18 protein-coding genes and 2 pseudogenes are annotated in these 23727 nt (G+C 68.9%); 10 read left to right on the top strand and 10 right to left on the bottom strand.

From position 1 onward, the window contains the following. Window positions 1-4: 4 nt before the first annotated feature. Together ABZ345_RS05645 and ABZ345_RS05640 are read right to left on the bottom strand one after the other, a co-directional pair. Window positions 5-577, bottom strand: coding sequence for a hypothetical protein (locus ABZ345_RS05645; protein WP_359843310.1), 573 nt, complete (start codon window positions 575-577; stop codon window positions 5-7). A 32-nt stretch (window positions 578-609) separates the two neighbouring features. Further along, the gene (locus ABZ345_RS05640; RefSeq protein ID WP_359843308.1) at window positions 610-3828 is read right to left on the bottom strand and encodes a hypothetical protein; all 3219 of its coding nucleotides are present in this window, start codon (window positions 3826-3828) and stop codon (window positions 610-612) included. A 197-nt stretch (window positions 3829-4025) separates the two neighbouring features. Between ABZ345_RS05640 and ABZ345_RS05635 the strand changes: the two genes are divergently transcribed. Both ABZ345_RS05635 and ABZ345_RS05630 read left to right on the top strand, forming a co-directional pair. Further along, on the top strand, window positions 4026-4490 hold the full coding sequence (locus ABZ345_RS05635) for a hypothetical protein (RefSeq protein WP_359843306.1): 465 nt from the start codon (window positions 4026-4028) through the stop codon (window positions 4488-4490). Between the two features lie 161 nt (window positions 4491-4651). Beyond that, the gene (locus tag ABZ345_RS05630; RefSeq protein WP_359843304.1) at window positions 4652-5455 is read left to right on the top strand and encodes an SDR family oxidoreductase; all 804 of its coding nucleotides are present in this window, start codon (window positions 4652-4654) and stop codon (window positions 5453-5455) included. Window positions 5456-5470: 15 nt separating this feature from the next. On the opposite strand, the gene ABZ345_RS05625 is transcribed toward ABZ345_RS05630, so the two are convergent. After that, a protein-coding gene (locus tag ABZ345_RS05625; RefSeq protein WP_359843302.1) for an IS5 family transposase occupies window positions 5471-6339 on the bottom strand; the annotation gives its coding sequence in 2 pieces (ribosomal slippage) (window positions 5471-5959 and window positions 5962-6339; 867 coding nt in all). Window positions 6340-6461: 122 nt separating this feature from the next. On the opposite strand from ABZ345_RS05625, the gene ABZ345_RS05620 reads away from it, so the two are divergent. Beyond that, entirely contained in the window at window positions 6462-7355 is an 894-nt protein-coding gene (locus tag ABZ345_RS05620) for a helix-turn-helix domain-containing protein (RefSeq protein WP_359843300.1), read from the top strand. A 58-nt stretch (window positions 7356-7413) separates the two neighbouring features. Here ABZ345_RS05620 and ABZ345_RS05615 read toward each other — a convergent pair whose 3' ends face one another. The 6 genes from ABZ345_RS05615 to ABZ345_RS05590 all read right to left on the bottom strand — a co-directional run bounded on the left by ABZ345_RS05615 (window position 7414) and on the right by ABZ345_RS05590 (window position 13424). Continuing rightward, entirely contained in the window at window positions 7414-7659 is a 246-nt protein-coding gene (locus ABZ345_RS05615; RefSeq protein ID WP_359843298.1) for a hypothetical protein, read from the bottom strand. Continuing rightward, window positions 7656-8591: a hypothetical protein gene (locus tag ABZ345_RS05610; RefSeq protein WP_359843296.1), complete on the bottom strand. Its 936-nt coding sequence runs from the start codon at window positions 8589-8591 to the stop codon at window positions 7656-7658. The genes ABZ345_RS05615 and ABZ345_RS05610 overlap by 4 nt, the downstream gene beginning before the upstream one ends. Window positions 8592-8595: 4 nt before the next feature. Further along, window positions 8596-8904 carry a WXG100 family type VII secretion target gene (locus ABZ345_RS05605; RefSeq protein ID WP_359843294.1) on the bottom strand — a complete coding sequence of 103 codons (309 nt, stop codon included), beginning with the start codon at window positions 8902-8904 and terminating at the stop codon, window positions 8596-8598. Between the two features lie 86 nt (window positions 8905-8990). After that, a complete protein-coding gene (locus ABZ345_RS05600; RefSeq protein WP_359843292.1) occupies window positions 8991-11504 on the bottom strand; it encodes a hypothetical protein in 2514 nt (837 codons plus the stop codon). 55 nt (window positions 11505-11559) lie between these two features. Continuing rightward, window positions 11560-11901, bottom strand: a complete 342-nt coding sequence (locus ABZ345_RS05595; RefSeq protein ID WP_359843290.1) for a hypothetical protein — start codon at window positions 11899-11901, stop codon at window positions 11560-11562. Between the two features lie 119 nt (window positions 11902-12020). Beyond that, on the bottom strand, window positions 12021-13424 hold the full coding sequence (locus tag ABZ345_RS05590) for an alpha/beta hydrolase (RefSeq protein WP_359843288.1): 1404 nt from the start codon (window positions 13422-13424) through the stop codon (window positions 12021-12023). A 257-nt stretch (window positions 13425-13681) separates the two neighbouring features. Between ABZ345_RS05590 and ABZ345_RS05585 the strand changes: the two are divergent. The 7 genes and pseudogenes from ABZ345_RS05585 (at window position 13682) to ABZ345_RS05555 (ending at window position 20114) form a co-directional block, all read left to right on the top strand. Beyond that, a pseudogene (locus ABZ345_RS05585) lies at window positions 13682-14856 on the top strand (aromatic acid/H+ symport family MFS transporter). Then, window positions 14853-15487: pseudogene (locus ABZ345_RS05580) on the top strand (nuclear transport factor 2 family protein). Before ABZ345_RS05585 ends, ABZ345_RS05580 begins: the two co-directional pseudogenes overlap by 4 nt. Window positions 15488-15498: 11 nt before the next feature. Continuing rightward, window positions 15499-17298, top strand: coding sequence for a maleylacetate reductase and hydroxyquinol 1,2-dioxygenase domain-containing protein (locus ABZ345_RS05575; protein WP_359843286.1), 1800 nt, complete (start codon window positions 15499-15501; stop codon window positions 17296-17298). Beyond that, entirely contained in the window at window positions 17181-17528 is a 348-nt protein-coding gene (locus tag ABZ345_RS05570) for a hypothetical protein (protein ID WP_359843284.1), read from the top strand. Before ABZ345_RS05575 ends, ABZ345_RS05570 begins: the two co-directional genes overlap by 118 nt. Before the next feature lie 64 nt (window positions 17529-17592). Then, window positions 17593-18072, top strand: coding sequence for a DoxX family membrane protein (locus ABZ345_RS05565; protein ID WP_359843282.1), 480 nt, complete (start codon window positions 17593-17595; stop codon window positions 18070-18072). Between the two features lie 15 nt (window positions 18073-18087). Next, window positions 18088-18855, top strand: coding sequence for an IclR family transcriptional regulator (locus ABZ345_RS05560; RefSeq protein ID WP_359843280.1), 768 nt, complete (start codon window positions 18088-18090; stop codon window positions 18853-18855). 227 nt (window positions 18856-19082) lie between these two features. After that, window positions 19083-20114 carry a S1 family peptidase gene (locus ABZ345_RS05555; protein WP_359843278.1) on the top strand — a complete coding sequence of 344 codons (1032 nt, stop codon included), beginning with the start codon at window positions 19083-19085 and terminating at the stop codon, window positions 20112-20114. A 26-nt stretch (window positions 20115-20140) separates the two neighbouring features. Here the strand turns inward: ABZ345_RS05555 and ABZ345_RS05550 are convergent, their stop codons facing one another. Then, window positions 20141-23665 (bottom strand): CHAT domain-containing protein, encoded by a 3525-nt coding sequence (locus ABZ345_RS05550; RefSeq protein ID WP_359843276.1) that lies wholly within the window; start codon window positions 23663-23665, stop codon window positions 20141-20143. Window positions 23666-23727 lie beyond the last annotated feature (62 nt).

The raw sequence follows: 23727 nt of genomic DNA, 5'->3' as shown, positions 1-23727 counted from the left end.
GGTTCTACAGCCCCGACGGGTGAATGGAGAGCCAGTCGGTGTGCCGCGCGCGCAGTTGGTCGCGTTCAGCGCTCGTGGTGAGGATGACGTCGGCGCCACCGTCGTAGGGGTGGTAGATCCGTTGCAGACCGATGTCGGTGATCAGCACTCCTGCAGTGGCATCGTCGGCGACGGCGCGCAGCAGTGTGTCGACGCGGCCGCGTTCCCACGGGATCCGGCTGACGTACACGTGCGTGTAGATCGGGTCGTCCGGATCCGGATCTGTGCAGATCGACGTCCAGTGATGGGCTCCTGGGTGCCACTGCGTCTGGTGGTGCGGGCGTTCGGGCGGCACCGGGGTGCCGGACCAGTCCGACGTGGCGACGTGAACGTCCAGACCCGCGAACAGTTCGTCGAGGACCGTGTTGTAGCGGTCCAGCACGATCGCCCACTCGCCCTCGGTGGCCGGATAGCGCTTGGACTCCGGCAGGCTGTGGAAACGCACCCACCGATCCCGCTCACAGCGCAGTTCGTGGCCGATGGGCGGGCAGTCCGGCCAGTTTTCTTCCCATCGGCGCAGCAGTTCCTCGTCGGGCACCGGGACACGCTATCCCGCTGGCGGTCGCCTGCTCACCGGCGCGACCCTTGTCCTTCTATCCGGTCGAGTTCGCAGATGATGGCGGCGTAGACGTCGGGGTCCTCCTCGACGATCCGGTCGACGATGTCCATCCACCCGCCGATGGCGAGCGCTCTGGCGAATTGCGTGCGGAAGGGGAGAGGCGACGAACCCACGAAGAACGTCGGTGCTCCGGAACGAACGCTGGGTTCTTCGTCGTCCCGCAGGTAGCTATGGGGGAAGCGCCCCAGTTGTTCCGCGAGTTCGGTCAGTGTCCGCAGGCGTTCGGGCAGGTATACCGTCCGGGCGTGGCCGCCGTTGCGTTTCGCTTCGGCGGACAGCTGGTCCTGGACGAGGTGCAGCCTGCGAAGCAGGAGTTCGGCGGTGGCCCGGTCGCCCAGGTCGGCGGCGGTGCGGAGCGCTGCATCCAGGATCCCTGCCTGTTCGTCGAGTCCGGTCGCATCTGTCGCGAGTGCGATCACCTCGTCGAGCATCTCCCGGTCGCGGGTGGCTCCCGCGATGAAGTCGAGCGCCTTCGCGCGGTGACGAATCACGTCGGAGGTTCGGGCGAGCCTCACGGCCTCGTCCTTCTCATCATCAGCGAGCAGCACCCGGATCATCTCCAGGCGTGGCCGCTGTTGCAGTGAAGGTTGTGTGATGTGATCGAATGCGGCTTGGAAGCGGCGGAGGTCGCCGGTGGCCGCGATGGTCTCGGCGAGTCGTTGCCAGGCCGCCGCACGGATTTCGGGATCCTGGAGCGTGCGCACAAGCGGTTCGGCGCGGTCGACGTCCCCGAAATCGGTCATGACGTCGATCCACTGCAGGAGCGCGCGTTCATCCACGTTCCGCGATGTCGAGCGGGCGGCGTGTTCGGTTGCCTCGATGACGCGTTCGGCCCGGTCGTTTTCGCCGCGACGCAGTAGAGCGAACGCCACGTACAAGGCTCCGTCGAAGTCCTTGCCGGGAAGCAGTTGGGTGAACACGGTGTTCTCGGCTTGGTCGTGCTGTCCCGCGTCGGCAGCGGCGACGGCGGTCGTCCTGACGGCGATCTGCTGGCAGTCGTCAGGCGGGAGACCTTCGAGGATCGACTCGACCTCGGTGCGGAGCTGGTTCGCCCGCTCCTGTTCGGTACCTCTGCCTGCGGCGAACGCGACGGTGGCGAGCGCGGCGCAGCGGTACCGTGCCTCGGTGGTGGTCCGGGCGAGGGCTTCGGCCTTGTCGAGCTCGCCGTTGTGCGCCAACGTCTGCGCGATGCACAGCAACGCGTCCTCGGGGTCCTCGACATCGGTGTGTTTCTCGGCGACCGACAATGCCGTCTCGACGAAGCCGCCCTGCGCCAACATCTCCACCACGCTCACGACTTGTGCCCGCGTGCGCAGTTCGTAGGTCGATTCGGGATCGGTGGCCGTGGCGGCGAGTTCCGCCGCCCGGTCCTGGCGGCCCAGGGCTGCCGCAGCGGCTGCCGTGGTCGCGAACACGAGGGCGTGCGCCTGGAACTTCGCGGTGGTGCCGAACAGTCCCTTGCTCGCGGGCTCTGACGCCAGCGCTTCCTCGGCGTCCTGGTACCACCTCTCAGCGTGCTCACGGTCCGCGGCCGACAACGCCGTGAGAGCTGCGGAAGCGCAGACCTGGGCTTGGGAGTCAGCGGAGTGCAGGTGGTCGATCACGCGCTGGGTTCTGTCGAGGTCACCTGCCCTTGTGGCCGCTTCGGCCAGTTCGCGGTGCAGCCAGTCGCCCCAGAACTGGTTGAACGCCAGCGTCAGGGCCTCGGCCGTGTCGAACATGCGGGCCGCGAGGTCCGGTTGACCGGCGCGGTGCAGCTCTTCCGCCGTGCCCATGAGCGCACGAGTGCGTGCGATCGGGTCGCTGATCGACGCGATCAGCACCTGTGCGTGGTCGACCCGACCCGCCCTGACCCAGATCCTCGGGAGTGACGCCGGTACCCAGTCCCCGCCGTCCTGAAGGTTGGTCCGGTGCACGGCGAGCCGGGCCAGTGCGGTGAGGTCCGGCTCGTCATCGCCGAGGAAGACCGCCTGTGCGGTCTCGATCTCGGTGACGGAAGCGTTGTTGTTGCCGAACATCGCGTGGGCGGCGTTCTGCCGGCGGAGGTCGATGACGTAGTCCAGCAGACGCTGCCGGTGGCCGGTCGCCGCGAGCAGCGCTGCGTGGCCTTGCAACAGGTGCCGGGGAGTGTCGGGTGGCCATCCACGCGCACGATAGGTGCTCGCCCATTCCGCAAGCCGTTCCTGGTACGAGCGCAACCGCGGACCGAGCATCTCCACAGCCAGGACGTGCAACTGGTCGTGGGCCAGGAGGTAGACCGGTGGTTCCCCTGGTCGGCGGGCGAAACTGCGCCCAGCCGTGGTGCGCAGATCGTCCTTGACCTGCCACTGCGACGCGCCGGTCAGCTCGGCCAGATCTCGCGCGGACAGCCCGCCGCCCGCCGCGGTGACGAAGCCGAGCAGGTCCTGTTGTACCTGGCTGCCGCGCATCAGCCGTTTGAGGTCCCTGGTCATCACGTCGTGCACGGCGCTTGCCTCCGGTGATGGGGTCAGTTGTTCGACGCGCGCCGAGGTGTGGAGCGGGTGGTCCGTGCGCACGTCGGCGGGCAGTGCCGGGTCGGGGCGCCCCGCGACGACCACCCGGACGCCGCGGTGGGGGAGCAGCGCGGCGATGCTGTGGGCGTCGGCGGATCCGTCGAGTCCGCGGTCCTCGTCCAAGCCGTCGACCACCAGCACGAAGTGCTTGCCCTGTGCGCGGATCCGGCTCGCCATGTCGACGAGCAGTTGCCGCAGGTACGGCTCACGGGTGGCGTCGGTGAGATCCGTGCGAGGAGGACACTCGGCCAGGTCGTGGAGTTGTTCCAGCACGCAGTCCACGAAGCCGCGCCGGTCGTTCTGACCCGGCAACCGAGAAGTGACGAAGAACGACACCACGTGGACGTCAGGCGGCGGATGCAGCACGAACCACGCCAACAACGCGGACTTGCCCGACCACGCCTCCGCCCGCCACCACAGATAGCTCTCGGCGGTCGCCTCCGACGAGCAGAACGCTGTCAGGACAGCCAACTCGTAGGATCTTCCTTCGAGGCTGTCCGGCGCGAGTGCCCGTACCTGGGCCAGGTAGGCGGACCGAGTGGGCCGCGCCGTGTCCACGTGCACGTCTCCCACCAGAACGCCGACCTGCACCACAGGACCGTCGACCCGGCCGGAAACCTCGTTGGTCCACGACATGCACCTGATCATCCCGCCGTCCGCCGACCTGTGACAGGGACGTACGGGTGAGCGCTACCACCTGACCATCACCTCGGCCGAACTGCAACGAGTCATCGCCAAGGGTCAAGGCCCGCCTGGTCCGCAGGGCGCTCTACCTTTGAAACGTTTGGGCACTGGCCGGCGACTTACGACTCGGGGCGGGCGGGAGGATTTCGGTGTCCAGGCTCACGGTGTCTGCCGTCGGTGCGGGCGCAACGTTCGTACTGGCCGCAGTCGCCGGCGTGCTGGGAAATCAGCTCAAGGCCGATGCCTGGTGGCCCTGGCTGGCGTTTCTCGCGGTGCTGGTCATCGGCACCGCCGTGACAGCGGTGGCGACATACCGGACGGCGGCTGTCGAGGTACTTCAACCGTCCCCACCCTCACCAACGCCGGACGGCGGAATCGAGCTCGACGGGAACACCGCCGCAAAGGACGGTGTGCCATCGAGTCAGGCCAACGTGGATCTTCGGACGCGGCTGTCGCGTGAGCTGCCCAGGGCCTCGAATCGAGTACTGGACGCGCTCAGTCAAAGTCCGACCCTGTGTCGATTTGTCGCCGACGCCCGATCCGCCGACGCACAGGCCAGGGCTCTGCATTTCGTCGACGCCAACGACATGATCCGCCATTTGCGGAAGCGGTGAAACAGGGTATGAGGGTAGCCCTTGTCAGTGGTCAGCGCGCCAGACGAGGGTGGCTCTGACAGTACCTGTATCACCTGGGTCTCCCAGGCGTCCGAAACCCCTGTCAACCTGGTTGAGGCGGCTCCCACAGCATTCTTCCGCGACAGAAGGAACGGACACCAATGGCGGACAACCAGTTCACCACTCACGCAGAACTTTTCGATCTGAGTGGGAAGTACGCACTTGTCACTGGCGGCACCAAGGGTATTGGGATGATGATAGCGCGCGGCCTTCTCCAGGCGGGCGCCCGCGTCGTCATCAGCTCGCGCAAGGCAGACACGTGCGCGGACGCACAGCGTGTGCTGTCCGAATTCGGCGACGTTCAAGCAATCCCCGCCGACCTGTCCAGGCACGACGAGTGTCAGCGCCTCGCCGATCTCGTCAAGGCCGACTCGGAACGCCTGGACATCCTCGTCAACAACGCGGGAGCGATGTGGCGCGAGCCGCTGGAGACGTTCCCGGACGAGGCCTGGGACGCAGTGCTCGACCTCAATCTCAAGTCGCCGTTCTGGCTGGTGCAGGCGCTGCTCCCCGCACTTCGCAGGGCGGGGACCGCCGATGATCCCGCGCGGATCATCAACATCGGCAGCATCGCCGCCATCCACGTCGCCGAGTCGCCCAACTACTCGTACGCCGGCAGCAAAGCGGCACTCCATCAACTCACCAGGGTGCTTGCCAGGGAGCTGGGCCCACAGCACGTCACGGTGAACGCGGTGGCACCTGGACCGTTCCCGTCGCAGATGATGGCGTCCACGCTCGACGCCGTCGGCGACACGATCGCGGCGAAGGCCCCGCTGCGCCGGCTCGGCCGCGACGACGACATGGCGGGTACCGCGGTGTTTCTCGCCAGCCGGGCCGGGTCGTACCTCACGGGCATCATCATCCCGGTGGACGGCGGCATCGCGACGACTGCAACGGGTACCTAGGGCCTGTCCTGTAAGTCAGCGGAGCCAGAGCACGATGGCGGCGATGGTGAGTTCGGCCTGGAAGTAGGCGACGCGCTTGGCGTAGCGGGTCGCGAGGTCACGGAACTGCTTGAGCCGGTTGAAGCACCGCTCGACCACATTGCGCTGCTTGTACAACTCGGCGTCGAACACGGGTGGTCGCCCGCCGCGTGAGCCTTTGGCCGTGCGGCGGGCGACCTGGTCCGTGCGTTCCGGGCTGACGAACGTGATCCCTCGCCTGCGTAACACGTGTCGCGTCGAGGGATGCGAGTAAGCCTTGTCCGCGATCACCGCGTCCGGGCGTGATCGCGGACGTCCTGGTCCGTCGCGTCGGACGCGGATGCCGTCGAGTAGTGGCAGCAGTTGCGGGTTGTCCCCAGCTTGCCCGGCGGTGAGCAGCACGCGCATCGGCAGGCCACGTCCGTCGACGGCGAGGTGGATCTTGGTGCTCAGTCCGCCTCGGGACCGGCCGAGTCCTTCCCCGTCGACCGCGAAGGCCTCGGTTTCGGCGCCACAGCCCCTTTTTTCCGGGCTCCTGCCGCGTGCTGGTGCGCCCGCACAACGGTGGAGTCCACGCTGATCACCCACTGGACGTCACCGACGGAGTCGTCCTTGACGATCACCTCGTCCAGGATGCGGGCCCAGGTACCGTCCTTGGTCCACAATCGCAGTCGTTCATGCGCTGTCTTCCACGGCCCATAGCGTTCGGGCAGGTCACGCCATGGCGCACCGGTCCGCAGCTTCCACAGGATCGCGTTGATCACCTGTCGGTGATCACGCCACCGACGCCCACCACCCGACACCGGCGGCAGCAACGGCGCGATCGCCGCCCACGCCCGATCCGTCAACTCCCCACGACCAACCACCGCAGAGAAATACCAGACGCCCAGATCAACTACTTACAGGACAGGCTCTAGGCGTCGGCTCGAGGCTTGCCAGGTACCCGCAGTGCCTCCCTCGGACTGCGGGACGGCCTTACGGTGAGGGAGTGGCCTCGATGGATCTGCGCACCGACATCCGGGAGTTTCTCAGTTCGCGCCGCGCCCGCATCGCACCCGAGCAAGCGGGGCTGCCCGCTTACGGCGGCAATCGTCGGGTCAAAGGCCTGCGTCGCGAAGAGGTAGCGCTACTGGCGGGAATATCAGTCGAGTACTACGTGCGCATGGAGCGCGGCAGCCTCGCCGGTGCCTCCGATGGCGTGCTCGACGCGTTGGCCGCCGCCTTGCAACTCGAGGAGGCCGAGCGCGACCACCTGTTCCACCTCGCGCGCCAATCCGGAGCGCCCCGCGGCTCACGCCGGCGCAGGCCTGCCGTGAAGGTGCGATCCACACTGAAGCGGGTGCTCGACGCCATCTCCGATGCGCCGGCCTGGATCTGCAACGGACGTTATGACGTGCTCGCCACGAACCAACTCGCCCGCGCGCTGTTCTCGCCGGTGCTGGCCGAGCCGCGACGGCCCGCGAACACAGCGCGGTTCGTCTACCTGGCTCCTGAGGCGGCCGAAGATTTCTTCGTCGACTACGAGCAAATCGCCGGTGACGTGGCCGCGAAGCTGCGCATGGAAGCCGGCCGCGATCCGCACGACGAGGAGCTGATCGCCCTGGTCGGCGAACTGTCAACGTGCAGTGAGCTGTTCCGGCAGCGGTGGGCATCTCAGGACGTGCGGCTGCACCGGTCCGGACGCAAGCGGGTGCACCATCCGATCGTGGGCCGGCTCGACTTGGACGTCGAGTCCCTGCAACTGCCCGCCGAACCCGGCCTGCACCTCACCGTCTACACCGCACCTGCGGGCACGCCGACCGCTGACAATTTGGCGCTCCTGGCGTCGTGGGCGGCCACCCAGCAGACGCTGGCGACCGAGCTCGAAGCACACAACGGATAGTTCTGTTCGGACTGTCCTTTTGCGACAAATCCGGACAGGGCAGGCGGTCTTCGGCTGTTCACCAGCTGTCTTCGAGTCGGACCTCGTAGCCGTCGTCGTCCTCGGGCCGACGACCGGCCGGCCGGGGCGCGGGCTCGGCAGGGCGTTGCTGGGCCCTGAGCCGTTCCGCGCGTTCCTCCGCGTCGCGCCCCTGTGCGGCCAGGGTCGACGTGCGCTCCCGCAGCGCCGCGAACGATCGCATCCCGTGCTGGGTCGCGTCGGCGATGCGGGTGCGAAAGCGGGCGAGGTCCGCGTCGTCGATCACGCGCCCATGTCCTGCTTCATCTTGCGGAACATCTCCGCGTCGGTGTGCGTCGACAGCAGTTCGAGCATCGCCTGGTAGTTCTCGGACATGGTCTGCTTCACGCTCTCGGTCGCCGTGTACCAGAGGTTGACCAGCATCGGGATTCCGCTGACCTGACCCTCTGACTCCCGCATCGCGGTGGTGATGTCCTGCTGGTGGTCGACGCCTTCGGTCCATTCCCACCCGTACCAGCGGAACCACTTCTCGGTGGCGATGTGGTTGCTGGCGTAGGCGTGTGCCGTGGCCCTGCGTCCGTAGGCGCTGGGGTCGAACCCCATGGGGATTTCGTAGATCTGGCCCTGGCCGGGCTTCTCGCCGTGGCAGTCGATGCCGCACAACGGGATCTCGTCGATCTTCTCCCCGTCGAGGAGGTGGATCTCGTGCGGCTTCGGCACGCCCTCGAACTTGAAGAAGTCCTCGCAGAACGCGCGATAGCCCTTCTCGTCGCGGCCGTAGAGCTCGCGCGCCTTGTGCATGGTCTCGTCGACTGCCTTCGCCGCGCGCTGCAGTGAGCCGCTGTACTCGGTCAGCCGGGCGACCAATTGCCCGGCGCGGTCCTGGAAGGCGTCCGCCGCGTCACCCTCCCAGGCGTCCTTGATCTTCGTCGATCCCTCTCGCACGCAGCGGGCGATGTCGGCGAGGCCCGCGGCCAGGCCCGCCAGCCGGGCGCCCTCGCGTTCGATCTTGCCCCAGTGGAGGCCGGAGATCTCCTTGCGCTTGTCGCCGGGTTTCGGGTCCAGACCGAGCTTCAGCTTCTGGTCGTACTCCGGCAGCAGTCTGTCGACGCCCTCGTCGAGCGGCTGACCGATCTCGTCGGAGCTGTCGCCCGTTCCTTCGGCGTCGAGCAGTGTCCGTTTCATCTCGTCGACGGCGTCGGGCTTGGTGAACTTCATGCCGTCACCCCTGTCCCGGTCGGTGCACGGCGTCCAGCCGGACGTGCGAGGCGTCGTCGGTGCCCTGCATGGTCTCGGCGGATTCGGTCATGGCGTCGCGCATGTGCTCGAGCACGTCGGCCAGGTCGCCGAGGTCGAGCTCGATCTTGTCGAACTGCCGCGCGAACGCGGTGCCCTGGTCGTGCCAGGACTCGCCGAACTCGGCCTCGGTCAGCTCGGGCTTCATCAACGACGAGCGGATCTCCTCGACCTGTTCGCGGGCCGAGTCGAACACCTCGGCGAAGGCGGCGATGGCCTCTTTGTCGTACTTCACCTGAGTGAGCATGACAGCGGGCACCGAAGTTTTCCGGGCTTCCACACAAACACCCGACCGGGTGGATGGGCAGCCGAGATTCCGGCCTAGTCGAACTTCCACGCGGAGCGGAACGCCGCCACGTCGTCGAGCGCCATCTGCGGGCACGTGGCCAACGTCTGCCTGGCCTGGGCCAGAAGGGCGAGCGACTTCGCCGGTTCCTGTTCGGCCTCCCTGAGCCGCCGCGCGATGTCCTTCGGGCTGAAGAACTCGAGCACGGTGGAGGCGAACAACATGAACGCGCCGAGTTCGAGCGCGAGTCTGGCAGCGGGGCGCCCTGCCTCTTCCTGGATGTTCTGGGCCCACTCGACCAGTTCGGTGTGGTGGGTGCGGAGCCTGCCGGGTGTCACGTCGGCCTCCGTGCGGCCGGAGATCATCTTGAGGAGGTCGGTGGAGCGGGAGGTGTCCGGAACGCGCAGGAGTTCGTGCCGGACCGCGCGCAGCCTGGCGAGAGCTTCGCGGCGGTACAGCAGGAGAGCGGCCTCACCCAGTTCGATCCTGTCGTCCTCGTCCCGGTGCCCGACGAGGTCGCGCGCGCAACGCATCAAGTCGCGGGCGAGGCCGCCGGAAGTGACGTAGCAGAGCGCGATGAACGGCTGGGTCCATCCGTTGAGCAGTCCGTAGAGAATGCTGCGGGCCGCGCTGAGGTTCATGTGCGGCAACGAGATGACGTCGTCGAAGGCGCTGTCGAAGACGTCGCGGAACGGCACGCCCTTGCGTTCGAACCCCGCCGCGGCGTCTTCGGAGACCGACACGAGGAACAAGCACCCCGTGACGCCGAAGACGGCCTTGACGTCGTTGAGGAAGTCCTCGACCTTCTCCGGCTTGGCGAGCTTGTCCAGCTCGTCGATGGCGATGACCATCTTGTGCTTTTCCTGAGCGATGGTCAGGAACTCGCGCAGGCTCGCGACCAGTTCGGGATGCCCCTGAGGACGGTCCTGTCTCGTGACACCGTGCTTGCCGCCCGCGTCGAGGCCCACAGGCAACGGGGCGGCGTTGAGCTTGAACGTGACCGACTGCTCGACGGTGTTGCTCTGCTGGGTCCGGATCTCGTCGCGACGCTCCAACGCCGCCTCGACGACCGAGTCCTGGACCGGGGGATTCTGCCGGAGGGCGCTCGTGATGCGGATCCTGCGCGCCACATCCAGGAGGAGCATCACGCCGAGCCCCAGCAGTGCGGCGCCACCGAGGACCAGCGACCAGCTCGACTGCCAGGCGCCGTTGCTCAGGAACAACACCAGACCGGCCGTTGTGACCATCGCCGGAACACTCGTGGTCAGCACCGAAGACCGGGTGAGCGGACTTCGGCCGGCGAACATCAGCGAGACCGATATCGCGAGCACACCCACGACGAGCAGTCCTGCGCCCACGTCGGCCCAAGGAGTCCGGCTCACGGCTGTCAGACGTCGAATCAACGCGACGGCGAGCAGTCCGGCACCTCCAGTGCCGGCGGCCGCGGCGACCGCTCCCCACCACGCGAAGTTGTTCGGCGGGACGCGATGGCGGACGGTCGGTCCTCCGTGCCTTTCCACACTGCCGCCGGCCGCCTTGATGACCGCTTCGCAGACCTGTGCGTACAGGTGAAGCACAAATTCCCGCGCGTCGTAGTCGACAGGGGCGGACACCAGGACGCCGAGCCGTGCGCGGTCCGTCTCTCGTTGTCGTCCAGGCAGTCCCTGGCGCGACGTGAAGTAGTTGATCAGTGTGCTCTTGCCCGCTCCGCGAGGCCCCGCGATGCCGATGCTGCCCTCGCGGACGCGCACGAGATCGTCCACGTGCGAGTACGTGGGAGTGATCACGGTCTTCTCGGTCGTCAGGGTCTGCCACAGGGAGTCGAAGCTCGACACCTGCATGAAGGGGGAGGTCGCCGCCTCCCGCGCCTTGTTGAACTCGGTGTTCACCAACGCGAGCAGCGCGGACTCCACGGATGCTTCGAGCTCGCGCTTCTGCACTTCGTGGCTCGTTTCGAGCGCGCGGAAGTGCCGCTTCTCCCGTGCCGCCGGTTGTACTTGCTTCAGCACCGACATCTGTTGGTCGTACAACTTGGCGATGAGTTCTCGTGCGCGATCCACGACACCGGGCCTGGGCAGGAACCCGAGCCGACTGCTGGCCGGCAGGTCCGGACGAGGAGAACCAGGTTTGCTGAGCCACTGCGTTATGGCTTCGCAGAAGTCCTGGAGGCCCGCGTCGAATGGTCCATCACGGAACGAGGGCATCATCTCGCGCAAGGTGCTCGCGACACTGACGTAGTCGGAGAGCAGAGCGAGTTGCTTGGGGTGTGAGGCGACCATCTCGACCAAGGCGTCGTGGAGTCCTGCTGTGAGGTTGTCGATCAGCTCGATCTGCAGCTTCTGGTCGGCGCGGATGGCGTCGCGCTTCGCGGTCAGCACCTCTCTCAGGTCCAGCGTGAGCTGCACGTCGTCAGGAGGAGTGACCACCTCGGGTCTGGTGAGCACCTGCTCGAGCACGTCGTCGAAGTAGCGGTCCCACGACCAGCTGTACGGCCCCCACTGCGGTCGAGGCAGGACGATCTCGCCGGCGGAACTGGGTGGAGCGGCCATGACGCCTCCGACTACTTGCGTGTAAGGGGACGTCGGGATGCGGCGAGCGGACGTTTCAGCGAGTACCCGTTCGGCCCAGCCGCTGCTCGCCGCCGAGGCGATCAGCCACTCCCACGCGCAGGATGTAGGCGAAGGCGAGTGCGGCGAGACCCGCGGCGGCGGACCACTCGGGGAACCTCGCTCCCCATTCCTCGGCCCAGTCGACCGTCAGGCCGAAGCTGGAGCTCGACGACGACAGCGACACGACCTCGACGAGGACGCAGACAGGTCCACCCAGGAGTGAGAACCAGCCGAACCTCGACAGGGCCTTCGGCGCGGCCGCGTCGTACGGGCCGCGTCGCGCCGCCGTGCTGAGGAACCGCAGCAGCAGGAACAGCGCGCCGAACGCGAACAGCACGCCCGGCAGCTGATCGCCGATGTCGGCCCAGCGCTGGGCGGTCGTCGGCTGATCGTCATCAGCAGCGGCAGTGGATTCCAGTTGTCGCGCATGAAATGTATCGACTCCTTCGAGGGTTCCTAGACGGCAGGGCAGCTCAGGCCGTCTCGCGGCACCGTGAGGTCCAGCAGGTAGGCGTCGGTGACCGCGCGGGTGCACGGAGTCCGGTCGTACACCCCGTGCCCCGTGCCGTCGTAGGTCAGCAGCGTCGCTTTGCCGCCTGCCTGACGATGCACGTTCACCGCGTTCTCGTAGCCGGTCGAAGGGTCGTGCCGCGAGTTCAACATCAGCACCTGCGGCGCCTCGACCGGCTGCCACGGAGCGGCCGGATTCAGCGCGGGGCCCTGCCACCCGACGCACTTGGTCAGCGCGAGGTCCCAGATCGGGGAAGCCTGGATCGTCGGGGCGGCCGCCCGCACGCGGGCGTCCACTGCCGCCACCTCAGCCGCGTTGCGCGGATGGCCTGAGACGTCCTGGCACAGCACCGCGAAGCTCTGGCGGCTGGCCGTGGCGGCACCGAAGCCCGCGGCCGGTTGCGCGGACAGGGTGGCGAAGTACTGGGCCATGCGCGGGAAATCCGGTGCGTAGCCGTGCCGCACGGTGCGGCTCGCGAGCTCTGCGGGCGTCAGCGGTTGGTTCGGCAGGTCTGGTACGTGCAGGTCGCCACGCGCGGCGCGGGCGCGAAGTTCGGCGTACAAGGCGCGGATGTCCTTGCCGTGCAAGGCACACGACGGGGTGTCGCCACACCAGCGCACGAACTCCGCGAAGATGTCCTCACCCGCGCGGGCGCCCGCCTCCATCAGGTCGGGAAGCGGGATGCTCGCGTCGACCACGCTGTCGATCACCATGGCGCGCACGTTGCGGCCGAACCGCTCGGCGTACTTCTGGCCGTAGAGAGTGCCGTAGGACATGCCGTAGTAGGTGATCTCGCGTTCGCCCAACGCCTTGCGCAGGTCGTCCATGTCCTGCACCGCGCTCTGCGCGTCGACCTGGTCGAACACCGGTCCGGTGCGGGAGCGGCAGTCCTCGGTCAGTGCGCGGTTGTAGGCCGCGAGCTCGCCGAACCGCTCCGGGGTGTCCGGGCGGCCGGCCGGGTGCGGCAGTCCCACGGCCGAGGTGTCGCAGTAGATCGGATTGCTGCCTCCGATGCCGCGGGGGTCGTAGCCCACGATGTCGAACCGGGCGAGGATCTCCGCGCTGAAGAGCTTCGGGGCGTCCTTCGCGAACTGCGCCGCGGACCCGCCGGGACCGCCCGGGTTGACCATCAGCACGCCGATGCGCCGGTCCGGATCGGCGGCCGCGCGGCGGGCCACGCTGAGATCGACCTGCGGGCCGTCCGGCCGGGCGCGGTCGACCGGCACGCGCAGGGTGGCGCACCCGGCTTCGGGAACGTCCGCGCAGGGCTCGAAACGCAGTCCGGGAGATGCGGTCGCCGGGGCGACAGGTATCAGCAGCAGGACTGCGGCGAGTGCGAGTTTCCTCATGTCCCGCAAGACGGAGAGAATCCGGCTGAGGTTCTGACTGTGACGCCGAACACACAGAGAGTCCACATGGGACGCACAATCGCGGATCTCGGGCCGTTTCCGCCGGGCGGAAACGCGACCTGGTCTCCCGGCCGCGGCGGTTCCTACTGTCGGGACCCGCAGCCGGAGAACGCGGCACCCCCGACGAAGCGGAGGCCTTTGTGGACACGACGCGAGAGAGCACCAGATGGGTTCGGCCGCTGTGCTGGGCCGCGGTGATGCTCGACGGGTTCGACATGGTCGTCGTGGGCGTGGTGCTTCCGGTCCTGCTGAGCGACCACGTGTGGGGACTGACGCCGGCGACCGGGTCGCTCGTGTCGACGGCGGGGCTGATCGGCATGACGATCGGCGCACTCGCGATCGGCACGATCACGGACGTCTTCGGACGCCGCAAAGCGCTCATGCTGTCGGTGGCGATCTTCTCGGTCTTCACGTTGCTCTGCGCCTTCTCGCCGTCGGCCGAGTTCTTCGGGCTGATGAGGTTCCTCGCCGGACTCGGGCTCGGCGGCTGCCTGCCCTCCGCCATCACCCGCGTGACCGAACATCAGGCGAGCCGAGGCAAAGGCGCGAGCGCGGCCACCTTCGTGATGACCGGATATCACGTCGGCGCCGTGCTGACGTCGTTGCTGGGAATCGTGCTCATCGCGGACTTCGGCTGGCGCTCGATGTTGTCGTGGGCGCTCTGCCCGCGCTGGTGCTCGTCCCCGCGATGGCCAGGCACCTGCCCGAGTCGGAAGACCACGAGCGGCGTCGCGACGAGCCGGCCAAGTCAGGACGTGACGCCGTCGCGAGCCTGTTCACCGGTGGGCTGCTGCGGGCGACGCTGGCGTTCTGGGTCACCACGTTCTTCGGCCTGGTGCTGGTGTTCGGCCTCAACACGTGGCTGCCGCAGATCATGCGACAGGCCGGATACCCGCTCGGCGCGGCACTGGGCCTGCTCCTGACGCTCAACCTCGGCGCCGTGATCGGCATGATCGTCGCGGGCGCACTGGCCGTGCGCCGCGGGCTGCACGGCTCGACGATCGCGTGGTTCGCCGGCGCCGGAGCGTTCCTCGCGCTGCTCAGCATCAGGCTGCCCGGTGCGGGGGTCTACGCGGTCGTGTTCGCCGCGGGGTTCTTCGTCTTCAGCGCTCAGGCGCTCGTCTACTCCTACACGCAGCGGGTCTACCCCGTGCACGCGCGGGCGACCGGCCTCGGCTGGACCGCGGGGGTCGGCAGGCTCGGCGCGATCTGCGGACCGTTGCTCGGCGGCGCCCTGCTGTCCGCGGGAATCGCTTATCCGTGGGGCTTCTACGTGTTCGCGGGAGTCGGCTTCCTCGCCGCGATCAGTGCCGCGGCCGTGACCGGCGGGCGGCAGGCGCACAACGAGATCACCTTGCCAGCAGGCCGATGAGGGACGGGGAAAGCATGAACGACAAAGCGCAGATTCGTGAGGTCGTCGAGAACTGGGTGGTGTTCCGGGACGCCGGTGACTGGGCGCGGTTCGCGTCCGTGTGGCACGACGACGGCTGGATGACCGCGACCTGGTTCCAAGGCCCCGCGGAGAGGTTCATCGAAGCGAGCAGGGCGGCTTCGAAGCAGGCGTGCGGATCCTGCACTTCCTCGGCGGACACACCAGCGAGGTGACGGGTGACCGCGCGGTGGCCCAGACGAAGATGAAGATCCACCAGCGTGGCTCGATCGACGTGCTCGTCGACGTCACCTGCACCGGGCGGTTCTACGACTTCTTCGAACGCAGGGACGGCCGCTGGGCGGTGGTGCGGCGTCAGCCGATCTACGAGCACGACCGCCTCGACGTCGTCACGCCCGGCGAGACGCTCACCCTCGACGCCGGCGTCCTGGCCGAGTTCCCCGAGGGCTACCGGCACCTCGCGTACCTGCAGGAGAGCTCGGGACATGACGTCATGCGGGGACTTCCCGGTCTGCAAGGGCCTGAGGTCGACCTGCTCTACCAGGAGGGCGGCTCCTGGCTGCTCGGCTCGGCGACGGCGGGGATTCCGCTCTGCGCCACCAGCTCGGTCTGAGAGGAGTCGTCGTGACGACTACACGGGTGAAATCAGCTTCGGTACGAGTGGTCTTCGGTTCGGGAACGCTGGGCGAGTTGCGTGAGGAGATCGAGCGGCTGGGCAGGCACCGCGTCCTGCTGCTGGGCGGGCGCGGTGCCGGGGCGGCCGCCGCACGCGCCGAGTCGGTGCTGGGCGAGCTGGTCGCGGCCCGGTTCGACGGCGCGGCCCAGCACACCCCGGTCGAGGTCTCCGGCCAGGTGATGGGGCTGGTCCGCGACCAGGCCGTCGACTGCGTGGTCGCCGTTGGCGGCGGCACGGTGACGGGACTCGCCAAGGCCTTGGCCGCGCGGGCGGGCATCGAGCAGGTGATCGTGCCCACCACCTACGCCGGCTCCGAGATGACACCGGTGCTGGGGAAGACCGTCGACGGTGTGAAGGCGACGAGGTCGTCGGAGAGCATCCGTCCCGGCACGGTCATTTACGACGTGGAGCTGACACTGGGCCTGCCGGTGCGGTTGTCGGTGACCAGCGCGATGAACGCGCTGGCTCACGCGGTCGAGGCGCTGTACTCCGAGGACTGCGACGACCACATCGCGGAGATCGCACTGGAGGCGGTCGAACGCATCGTCCGCGCCTTGCCGGTCATCGTGCGCGATCCGGCCGACCAGGCCGCGCGCGAAAGCCTGCTGAGGGCGGCGTGGCTGGCCGGGACCTGTCTCGGCTCCACGGGCATGGGTCTGCACCACAAGCTCTGCCACACGCTCGGAGGCTCGTTCGGGCTGCCCCACGCCGAGACGCACACCGTCCTTCTCCCGCACGTGATCGCCTTCACGGCACCGGCCACGCCTGGCGTGATGGCTGCCATCGCGAAGGCACTCCAAGCGGAGGACGCCGCCACCGGTGTCTTCGACCTCGTCACCTCGGCGGGTGCGCCGACCTCGTTGAGCGAGCTCGGCCTGCGGTTCGACGATCTGGAGGCCGCCGCGGCCGCAGCCGTGGCCGCGCCGTACCCGCACCCGCGACGGCCGAGTGGGGCGGAGCTCGTGGAGCTGCTGAAAGCGGCCTGGCGAGGCACGCGCCCGGCAGCCGCGGGCTCGGACCTCTCCACGCTGACCGGCCAGGTCGTGGCCAGCTTCGACGCCACCCCCGACCCGCGGCGACGGCGGCTGCTGACCGATCTCGTGCGCACCCTGCACGACTACGTGATCACCAATGACGTCACCGAGCAGGAGTGGCAGTACGCCATCGACTTCCTCACCCGGACCGGGCAGACGTGCGACGACACCCGGCAGGAGTTCATCCTCCTGTCCGACGTTCTCGGCGTTTCGAGCGTGGTCGACCTGCTCGCCAACTCGCGGACGCCCGACACCACCCCCTCGGCCGTGCTCGGCCCGTTCTACGTCGAAGGGCCACCTGAGCTGGACGACGGCGCGGACCTGTCCGGCGGCCTGCCCGGCACTCCACTGTGGATCGGCGTCCGGGTCGAGGACACGGCGGGAAACCCCGTCGGCGACGCCGTCGTGGACGTCTGGCAGTCCAATGAGGACGGTTACTACGACGTCCAGCTGCCCGACCTCGACGGCCCGGTGCTGCGCGGGCGCTTCCGCACCAACGACGACGGCAGGGTGCGGTGCTGGTCGATCCTGCCGCACCAACGACGACGGCAGGGTGCGGTGCTGGTCGATCCTGCCGCACCAACGACGACGGCAGGGTGCGGTGCTGGTCGATCCTGCCGCACGAGTACCCCATTCCCACCGACGGCCCGGTGGGCGAACTGCTCGCCGCGGCGGCCAGGCACCCCTACCGGGCACCGCACGTGCACTTCCTGATCCAGGCGGCAGGGCACCGCAGGCTCATCACCCAGCTGTTCGTCCGAGGCGGCGCGTACCTCGACCTGAGCGGTGGCCGCGGTGACGCCGTCTTCGGCGTGAAGGACGGGCTCGTGGCCGACTTCACCGAGCACATCGGGCCGGCTCCTGACGGCCGGGGCGTCGACGGGTCCTGGCGCTCACTCGAGTACACGTTCCACATCGCCCCGGAGGCAAGCCATGATTTTTGAGAGCGCGCGAGAACGAGCGAAGAGCATTACTTCCGCGGAAGTCGAACCGGGAGGCAGCCGGGACGTGGGGCTCCTGGTCCTGCGCGTGGGCCTGGCCGCGGTCGTGGGGGCGCACGGCCTGCAGAAGCTGTTCGGGCTCTTCGGCGGTTCGGGCATCGGCGGCTTCGCCCAGACCCTCACCGGATACGGCTTCGCCAGGGGCACAGACCTGCTGGCCTGGGTGACCGCGCTGAGCGAGACCGGCGGAAGCCTGTTGCTGCTGTTGGGCTTCCTCACCCCACTGGGGAGTGCGGCACTGCTCGGCGTCGCGTTGAACATCGTGTACGTCCGCGCTCCCACGGGCTTCTTCCTCAGCGGCACGAAGGACGGTTTCGAGTTCCAGCTCGTTCTCGCGGTGGTGGCTTTCGCACTGCTCTTCACCGGTGCCGGCCGCTACGCGGTGGACGCCAGGACACCCTGGGGCCGCAACCCGCGATGGTTCGGCCTCGCGGCGCTGGCCGTCGCCGTCGTCACCTCCGCGGGAGTGGTGATCTTGTTCCGGTGACGGGAGGCTGTGCGCATGGGAGGCAACACCCGCGAGGCGGGCCGGACCACGGCCGACCGGCTGCTGTCGATGCTGGCCGCGTTCTCCTCGGCACGGCCGCAGCTCACGCTCAGCGAGCTCGCCGAAGCCTCGAACCTCCCCGTCGCGACGGCGCACCGGCTGGCGGGGGAGCTGGTCACCTGGGGCGCGCTGGAACGACTGCCCGACGGCCGGTTCCAGATCGGGCTCCGGCTGTGGAACGTCGGCGCGCTCGCACCCCGGCATCGTGACCTGCGCGCGGTCGCCATGCCGTACATGGAAGACCTCTACGAGGCGACGCACGAGAACGTGCAGCTGGCGGTGCGGGACGGCACCAATGCCCTCTACCTCGACAAGCTGTCCGGCAACCAGTCGGTCGGCACGCTGACCGAGGTCGGCGGTCACCTGCCGCTGCACGCCACCGGCGTGGGCAAGATCATCCTGGCGTTCTCCGAGCCGGAGCTGCTGACGCAGGTGGCCTCCGAGGGCCTGCGGGCGTGCACTCCGCACACGATCACCCTCCCCGGAGTGCTCGCGCGGACGCTGCACCAGGTCCGCCGCGACAAGCTCGCCTACTCCCTGGAGGAGATGACCGTCGGCGCGGCGTCCGTCGCGGCTCCGATCTTCGGACCGGACGGCGGTCTGCGCGCCTCACTCGCGCTCGTCGTGCGCTCGTCCACCAACGTGAAGGCGCTCGCGGCGGCCGTGCGCACCGCGGCGCTCGGAGTCACCCGAGCACTCGGTCAGCAGGCGTACCGGGAGTGAACGGCGCAAGGGGCCGGAACCGTCCGATGTGGACGATCTCGACCGATCGTTGACAAGAACGGACAGACTGAGCTGTCAGGCGCCGGTTGCGGCGTTCGCCGTAATCCGGGCAGACGGACCGGTCGTAGACTCGAGGTGTGGTCGCGCTCTCACGGGTGACCTGTAGTGAGGTCTTTTCCTTGGCACGCCTAGAAAAGACGTGTTCTCCTGCACCAAGGAGGATCCTGATGAAACTCCGTCTCGCCGCCCTGACAGCCACTCTGGTGCTGGGCGCCGCTCTCACCCCGCCCGCTTCCGCCGGCGTCGCGGCGGAAGCCACCACCGATCTCGCCACCGCGGTCGCCGACCGGCTGGGCGACCGCACGGCGGGGGCCTACCAGGACTCCGCGACAGGCAGGCTCGTCGTCGCGGTGACCGACACCGAGACCGCTCACGCCGTCCGTGCCGCCGGCGCCGTGCCCCGGTTCGTCACCCGCGGCGCCGCGGTGCTGAAGGCCGCGACCGAGAAGCTGGAGCGGTCCGCGGCGATCCCCGGCACGTCGTGGGGGATCGACCCGAGGACGAACCAGGTCCTCGTGTCCGCCGACAGCACGGTGACCGGTGAGAAGCTCGCGACCCTGCGCGGCGTGCTCGCCGGGCTCGGGGACACCGCACGACTCGAACACGTACCCGGCGCGTTCACCACGACGATCACCGGCGGCGACGCCATCTACGGCGGCCCCTACCGCTGTTCGCTCGGGTTCAACGTGAACCGGCCGGGCAGCAGCACCGCGTGGTTCCTGACCGCGGGCCACTGCGGCAACGCGGCGGCCACCTGGTCGGCCGCCGGAGGCCAAGTGATCGGCACGCGCGAGGGCAGCAGCTTCCCCGGCAACGACTACGCCCTCATCCGCTACACGTCCGGCATCGCGCGGCCCGGCGCGGTGAACCTCTACAACGGCACCACCCGTGACATCGCCAACGCCGCCGACCCGTACGTGGGCCAGTCGGTCGGGCGCAGCGGGAGCACGACCGGGTTCCGCACGGGCCAGGTGACCGGGCTCAACGTGACCGTGAACTACAGCGACGGCACCACGGTGTACGGATTGATCAGGACCACCGTGTGCGCCGAAGGCGGTGACAGCGGCGGTTCCCTGTTCGCCGGCAACACCGCGCTCGGTCTCACCTCGGGCGGCAGCGGCAACTGCTCCAGCGGCGGAACGACGTTCTTCCAGCCCGTGGTCGAGGCGTTGAACGCCTACGGCGTGCGCGTCTACTGAACCCGCTCACCAGGCGCGGGCGCGTTCTAGTCACCGACGTGCACATGAGCCGCCCATCGGGTCGGCACGGCCGGATAGGCGTCTCGCATGCGCCGCAACGTCTCGTTGAGCGCGAACGCCGTCGCGGCCGTGTCGGCCGGCCGGGTGCCACCCGCGGTCAGCGTCGAGTAGACGGCGGAGGCGGTCTCGGCGCTGTCGGCGGTGTGCCACAACGTGCCGATGACACCGCGGAAGCCCGCGAGGTGGAACGCCGAGGCCAGGTTCAGCGGCTCGTCGACCAGGGCGGGATCGGGACCGGCGGTGTCGCACGCGGACAGGAAGGCCAGTTGTGCCTGAGTGATCCGCAGGTCGCGCACGAACGCCGGCACGAACATGCCGTTGCCCTCGGACAGCACCAAACCGCCCTGGCCGGGGTGCTTGGCGGAGCTGACCGCCCGGCCGTGGCAGGCGAAGTGAGCGATCGTGTGCTCGTGCAGGCCGTTCGTGATGGCCTGGGCGGAAGCGGCGGAGTCCAGCAGGACGGTCGAGCCGGGCACCAACCCGGCCACCAGCTCGGCCTCGGTGCGGGCGTTCGGGAGCGCGGGCACGCCGTCGCCGACGCCGACGACGAGCGCGGTGGGGCGGGAGCGGCGGGGCCAGTGCGTGGACAACGTGTCGGCCAACGCGGTGAGCGAGGGCGTGTAGGACGAGACGACGCGGTCGAACACGCTGATACCGGCACGATGACGGCCCGCCGCGTGCAACGGCAGCTGAGCGGCGATGCCGACCGGGCACCACCACAGCCGTGACGCCGTGATCCGTTCCAGCACCGGACCCGCTGTGGTGTCCCACAGCCACTCCAGCACGGCGTGCACGTCCAGCTGGGCCTGCTCACGCCGGTCGAACGAGCACGCCGGGTCCTTCACGTCGGCCAGCGCCGCGCGGAGCTTGCGCACCTGGCCACGGGCGGCGGTCTCGGTCATTCGCAACGGCACGGCGAACACGGGATCCCGGTGGTCGGCCGGAATCACGAGCGCCGTGCCGGCGGCGCTGACCACCACCGCGGTGTGCCCGTTCAGCCGCGTGCGCAACTCGTCGAGCGTCAAAGGCGTGAGCAGGTCCTCGAATCCGGGCAGGGAACGGATCTGGCCCAGCAACCTATCCCGTTCCGCGGCGAGCTGCCGGATCTGCTCGACGGCCTGCGGACGCGGATCCCACCGGCGGCTGGAGGTCTTGTCGCGGAAGCTCACCTCGACGTGGAACTCGGCGATCTCGACGTGCGAGTCCGCGGAACCCAGCTTCTGCTCGACATCGGCGAGCTTCTCGGCGTACCGCGGCGCGACCTCCCGCAACCGGGCCCAGCCGCGGCGGATGCCCCACGCGTCACCGAACAGCACACCGCGGCACCGTTCGACCAGCTCCACCGCGCGACCGAGCTGACCGGACCGCACGCCCGCGTCCACCACCCGGTCGGCGAGGCCGTCGAGCTGCCGTACGGCCGCCATCCTGCGGTCACCCGGCAACGCCCGGCTGACCGACGCGGGGATGGCGGCGATCACGCGTTCCTGGGCGGCCAGCCAGGTCGTCGGGTCCGCCTCGGCGAGCATGGCGGCCTGCGCCTGTTCGGACTGCAGGCGGAAGCTTCCGCTCGCCGGGTGCGCGCCGACCGCCCGGTAGTGCGTGATCGCGAGTTGGCGCAGCTCGTCGGCGCGGGGCCCGCCGAACTTCGCCAGCTCACGAGCCGACCGCGCGAGTGCGAACGCCCGGTTCGGCCACCAGTGGTGATCCTGCGGTGTCTCGCTCACCGCTTTCTGGGCCAGCTCGAGCGAGTCGTCGAGCGCGTCCAGGTCGCCGCACTGCTGGTAGCGGTAGTAGAGCAGGTCGGCGATCGTGCTCTCGATGCGTGGGACGTCGGGGTGTGCCGGCCCGACGAGCGCGAGTGCGGCGCGATAGGCGCGTTCGGCTTCACGGAACGGTTCCGCGTCCGTCACCTCGGTGCAGACCGCCTGGACCTGTACGGCGGCGGCGTAGTTGTAGAGCATCCCGATCCGGCGCACGTCGTCCGCCGGGATGGTGGCCACGGCCTGCGCGCCCGCGTTCACGGATTTGGCGAACATGGCGTGGTCACGAGTCGTCTCCGCGACCTCCTGGGCCGCCGTCGACAGCGTCGTCCAGCGCACCGGCAGGTTCTCGTCGCCGGGTTGCGTCAGCGCGATGGCCTCCTCCACCGCGGTGACCGCTTCCTGACCGGCCGCGGGGTTGCCGCCGAGCTTGAACTGGGTGATCAGCGCCGAGCCCAGCGCCGAAAGCCGCAGCGGGCGTTGATAGGCGTCGGTGACCGGCAGCTCGAGCGCGGTGCGGGCCGCGTCGACACCCAGCCGGGCCTCGTAGGCGGAACCGGTGCGGAGCGCGGCGACGCCGGCGCAGTGGGAGAAGGCCCGCAGCAGCCTGGCCCGGTGCAGGTCGTCCGGCGATGTCGTGAGCAGCGCTTCGGTCACCGCGTCGTAGGCGAACGTCGCGGCGTCGGTGTCGCCGGCGATCTCCCACAGGTCGATGTCGGCGTGGTAGAGATCGAGCAGGGCGTCGATCCTGCCTTCGTGGTCGAGCGGCAGCCCGACGGCGAGGATCCACGCCTCGTCACGCCGCCCGACGAGCACGTCGCCGGTGACCTGCCGCCGTTTCAGGTCCGCGACGAGGTCCTGCTGGGCCTGGAGCACGCCGGGATCGCGGTGGCACGTCAGCAGAAACCGCGCGACCGAGGGGCTGACCCGGTGGCTGACCTCCTGTTCGACCTGGGCGAGCGCGGGCAGCGTGTTGACGTTGCCGAAGTCCCGTTCCAACGCGTCGGCGAGATCGCGGCTGGTGGCCAGTGCGCCGCACAGGTGGATCGCCGGCCCGCCGTTCGCGTAGAGGTCGTACTGGTACTGGGCGAGTTCGAGCAGGATGTCGCGCCACACCGGGCGTTCGCGCAACGCCAGCCGGGCGGCCTCGCGATAGTCGGCGAGCACCTCACCCGGCCGGCGGCCCGCGGTGATCAGAGCGCGGGCCCGGTCGAGGTGCCTGCGGGCGCGTTGCGGATCGTCCCGCGGGGTGTGCTGGAGAACCCAGTTCATCCCCTGGACCGCGATGTCACGGTAGGTGGCCGTGCCGTTGAGTTCGTCGAGCAGCAGCAGGAACTTGGCGTGGTCGGCGGTCATCGCGGCCTTCATCCGCTCGTCGCCGACCGCGTCGATCAACGTCGTGCAGGCGTTGGCCAGGAACGTCAGCGAGCCGCTGTCCTGGTAGTCCAGGAACTCCTCGTACGCCGCAGCCAACGCGGCGTACTCCGGCATCAGCCTGACCGCGGCGACCACCGGGTCGCCAGGCCGTCCGGCGATGTCCGTCGCGATCTCCCGGTCGATCAGGCCGAGAAACCCGCTCTGCGCCTGGAACTGGTACCAGTGCGCCTGCGCGAGGTGCGTCAGCAGGTGAGGCGGACACTCGTGCGGTGGCGGCAGGTCGGCGGTGAGCAGCGCCTCGATGTCGCCGGTGTACTCGAACTCCTCGACCACCGTCCGGACGTCGTCGTACACGAGCAGCCCCCTGATCCGTCCCGTCCACGGTAGCGTGATCGCGATCGTGGCGAGGGGAGTTC

Origin of the sequence: Lentzea sp. NPDC005914, from assembly GCF_040629405.1 — a bacterium.
Classification (GTDB): Bacteria; Actinomycetota; Actinomycetes; order Mycobacteriales; family Pseudonocardiaceae; genus Lentzea.
Note: the sequence above shows the minus strand (reverse complement) of the source record. Positions and strands in the feature narration are given on the sequence as shown.

Bases quoted from the DNA above. Each gene is read 5' to 3' on its own strand.
- ABZ345_RS05640 (WP_359843308.1), bottom strand. From the start codon at position 3,828: ATGTCGTGGACCAACGAGGTTTCCGGCCGGGTCGACGGTCCTGTGGTG.
- ABZ345_RS05630 (WP_359843304.1), top strand. From the start codon at position 4,652: ATGGCGGACAACCAGTTCACCACTCACGCAGAACTTTTCGATCTGAGT.
- ABZ345_RS05610 (WP_359843296.1), bottom strand. From the start codon at position 8,591: ATGAAGTTCACCAAGCCCGACGCCGTCGACGAGATGAAACGGACACTG.
- ABZ345_RS05600 (WP_359843292.1), bottom strand. From the start codon at position 11,504: ATGGCCGCTCCACCCAGTTCCGCCGGCGAGATCGTCCTGCCTCGACCG.
- ABZ345_RS05590 (WP_359843288.1), bottom strand. From the start codon at position 13,424: ATGAGGAAACTCGCACTCGCCGCAGTCCTGCTGCTGATACCTGTCGCC.
- ABZ345_RS05560 (WP_359843280.1), top strand. From the start codon at position 18,088: ATGGGAGGCAACACCCGCGAGGCGGGCCGGACCACGGCCGACCGGCTG.
- ABZ345_RS05555 (WP_359843278.1), top strand. From the start codon at position 19,083: ATGAAACTCCGTCTCGCCGCCCTGACAGCCACTCTGGTGCTGGGCGCC.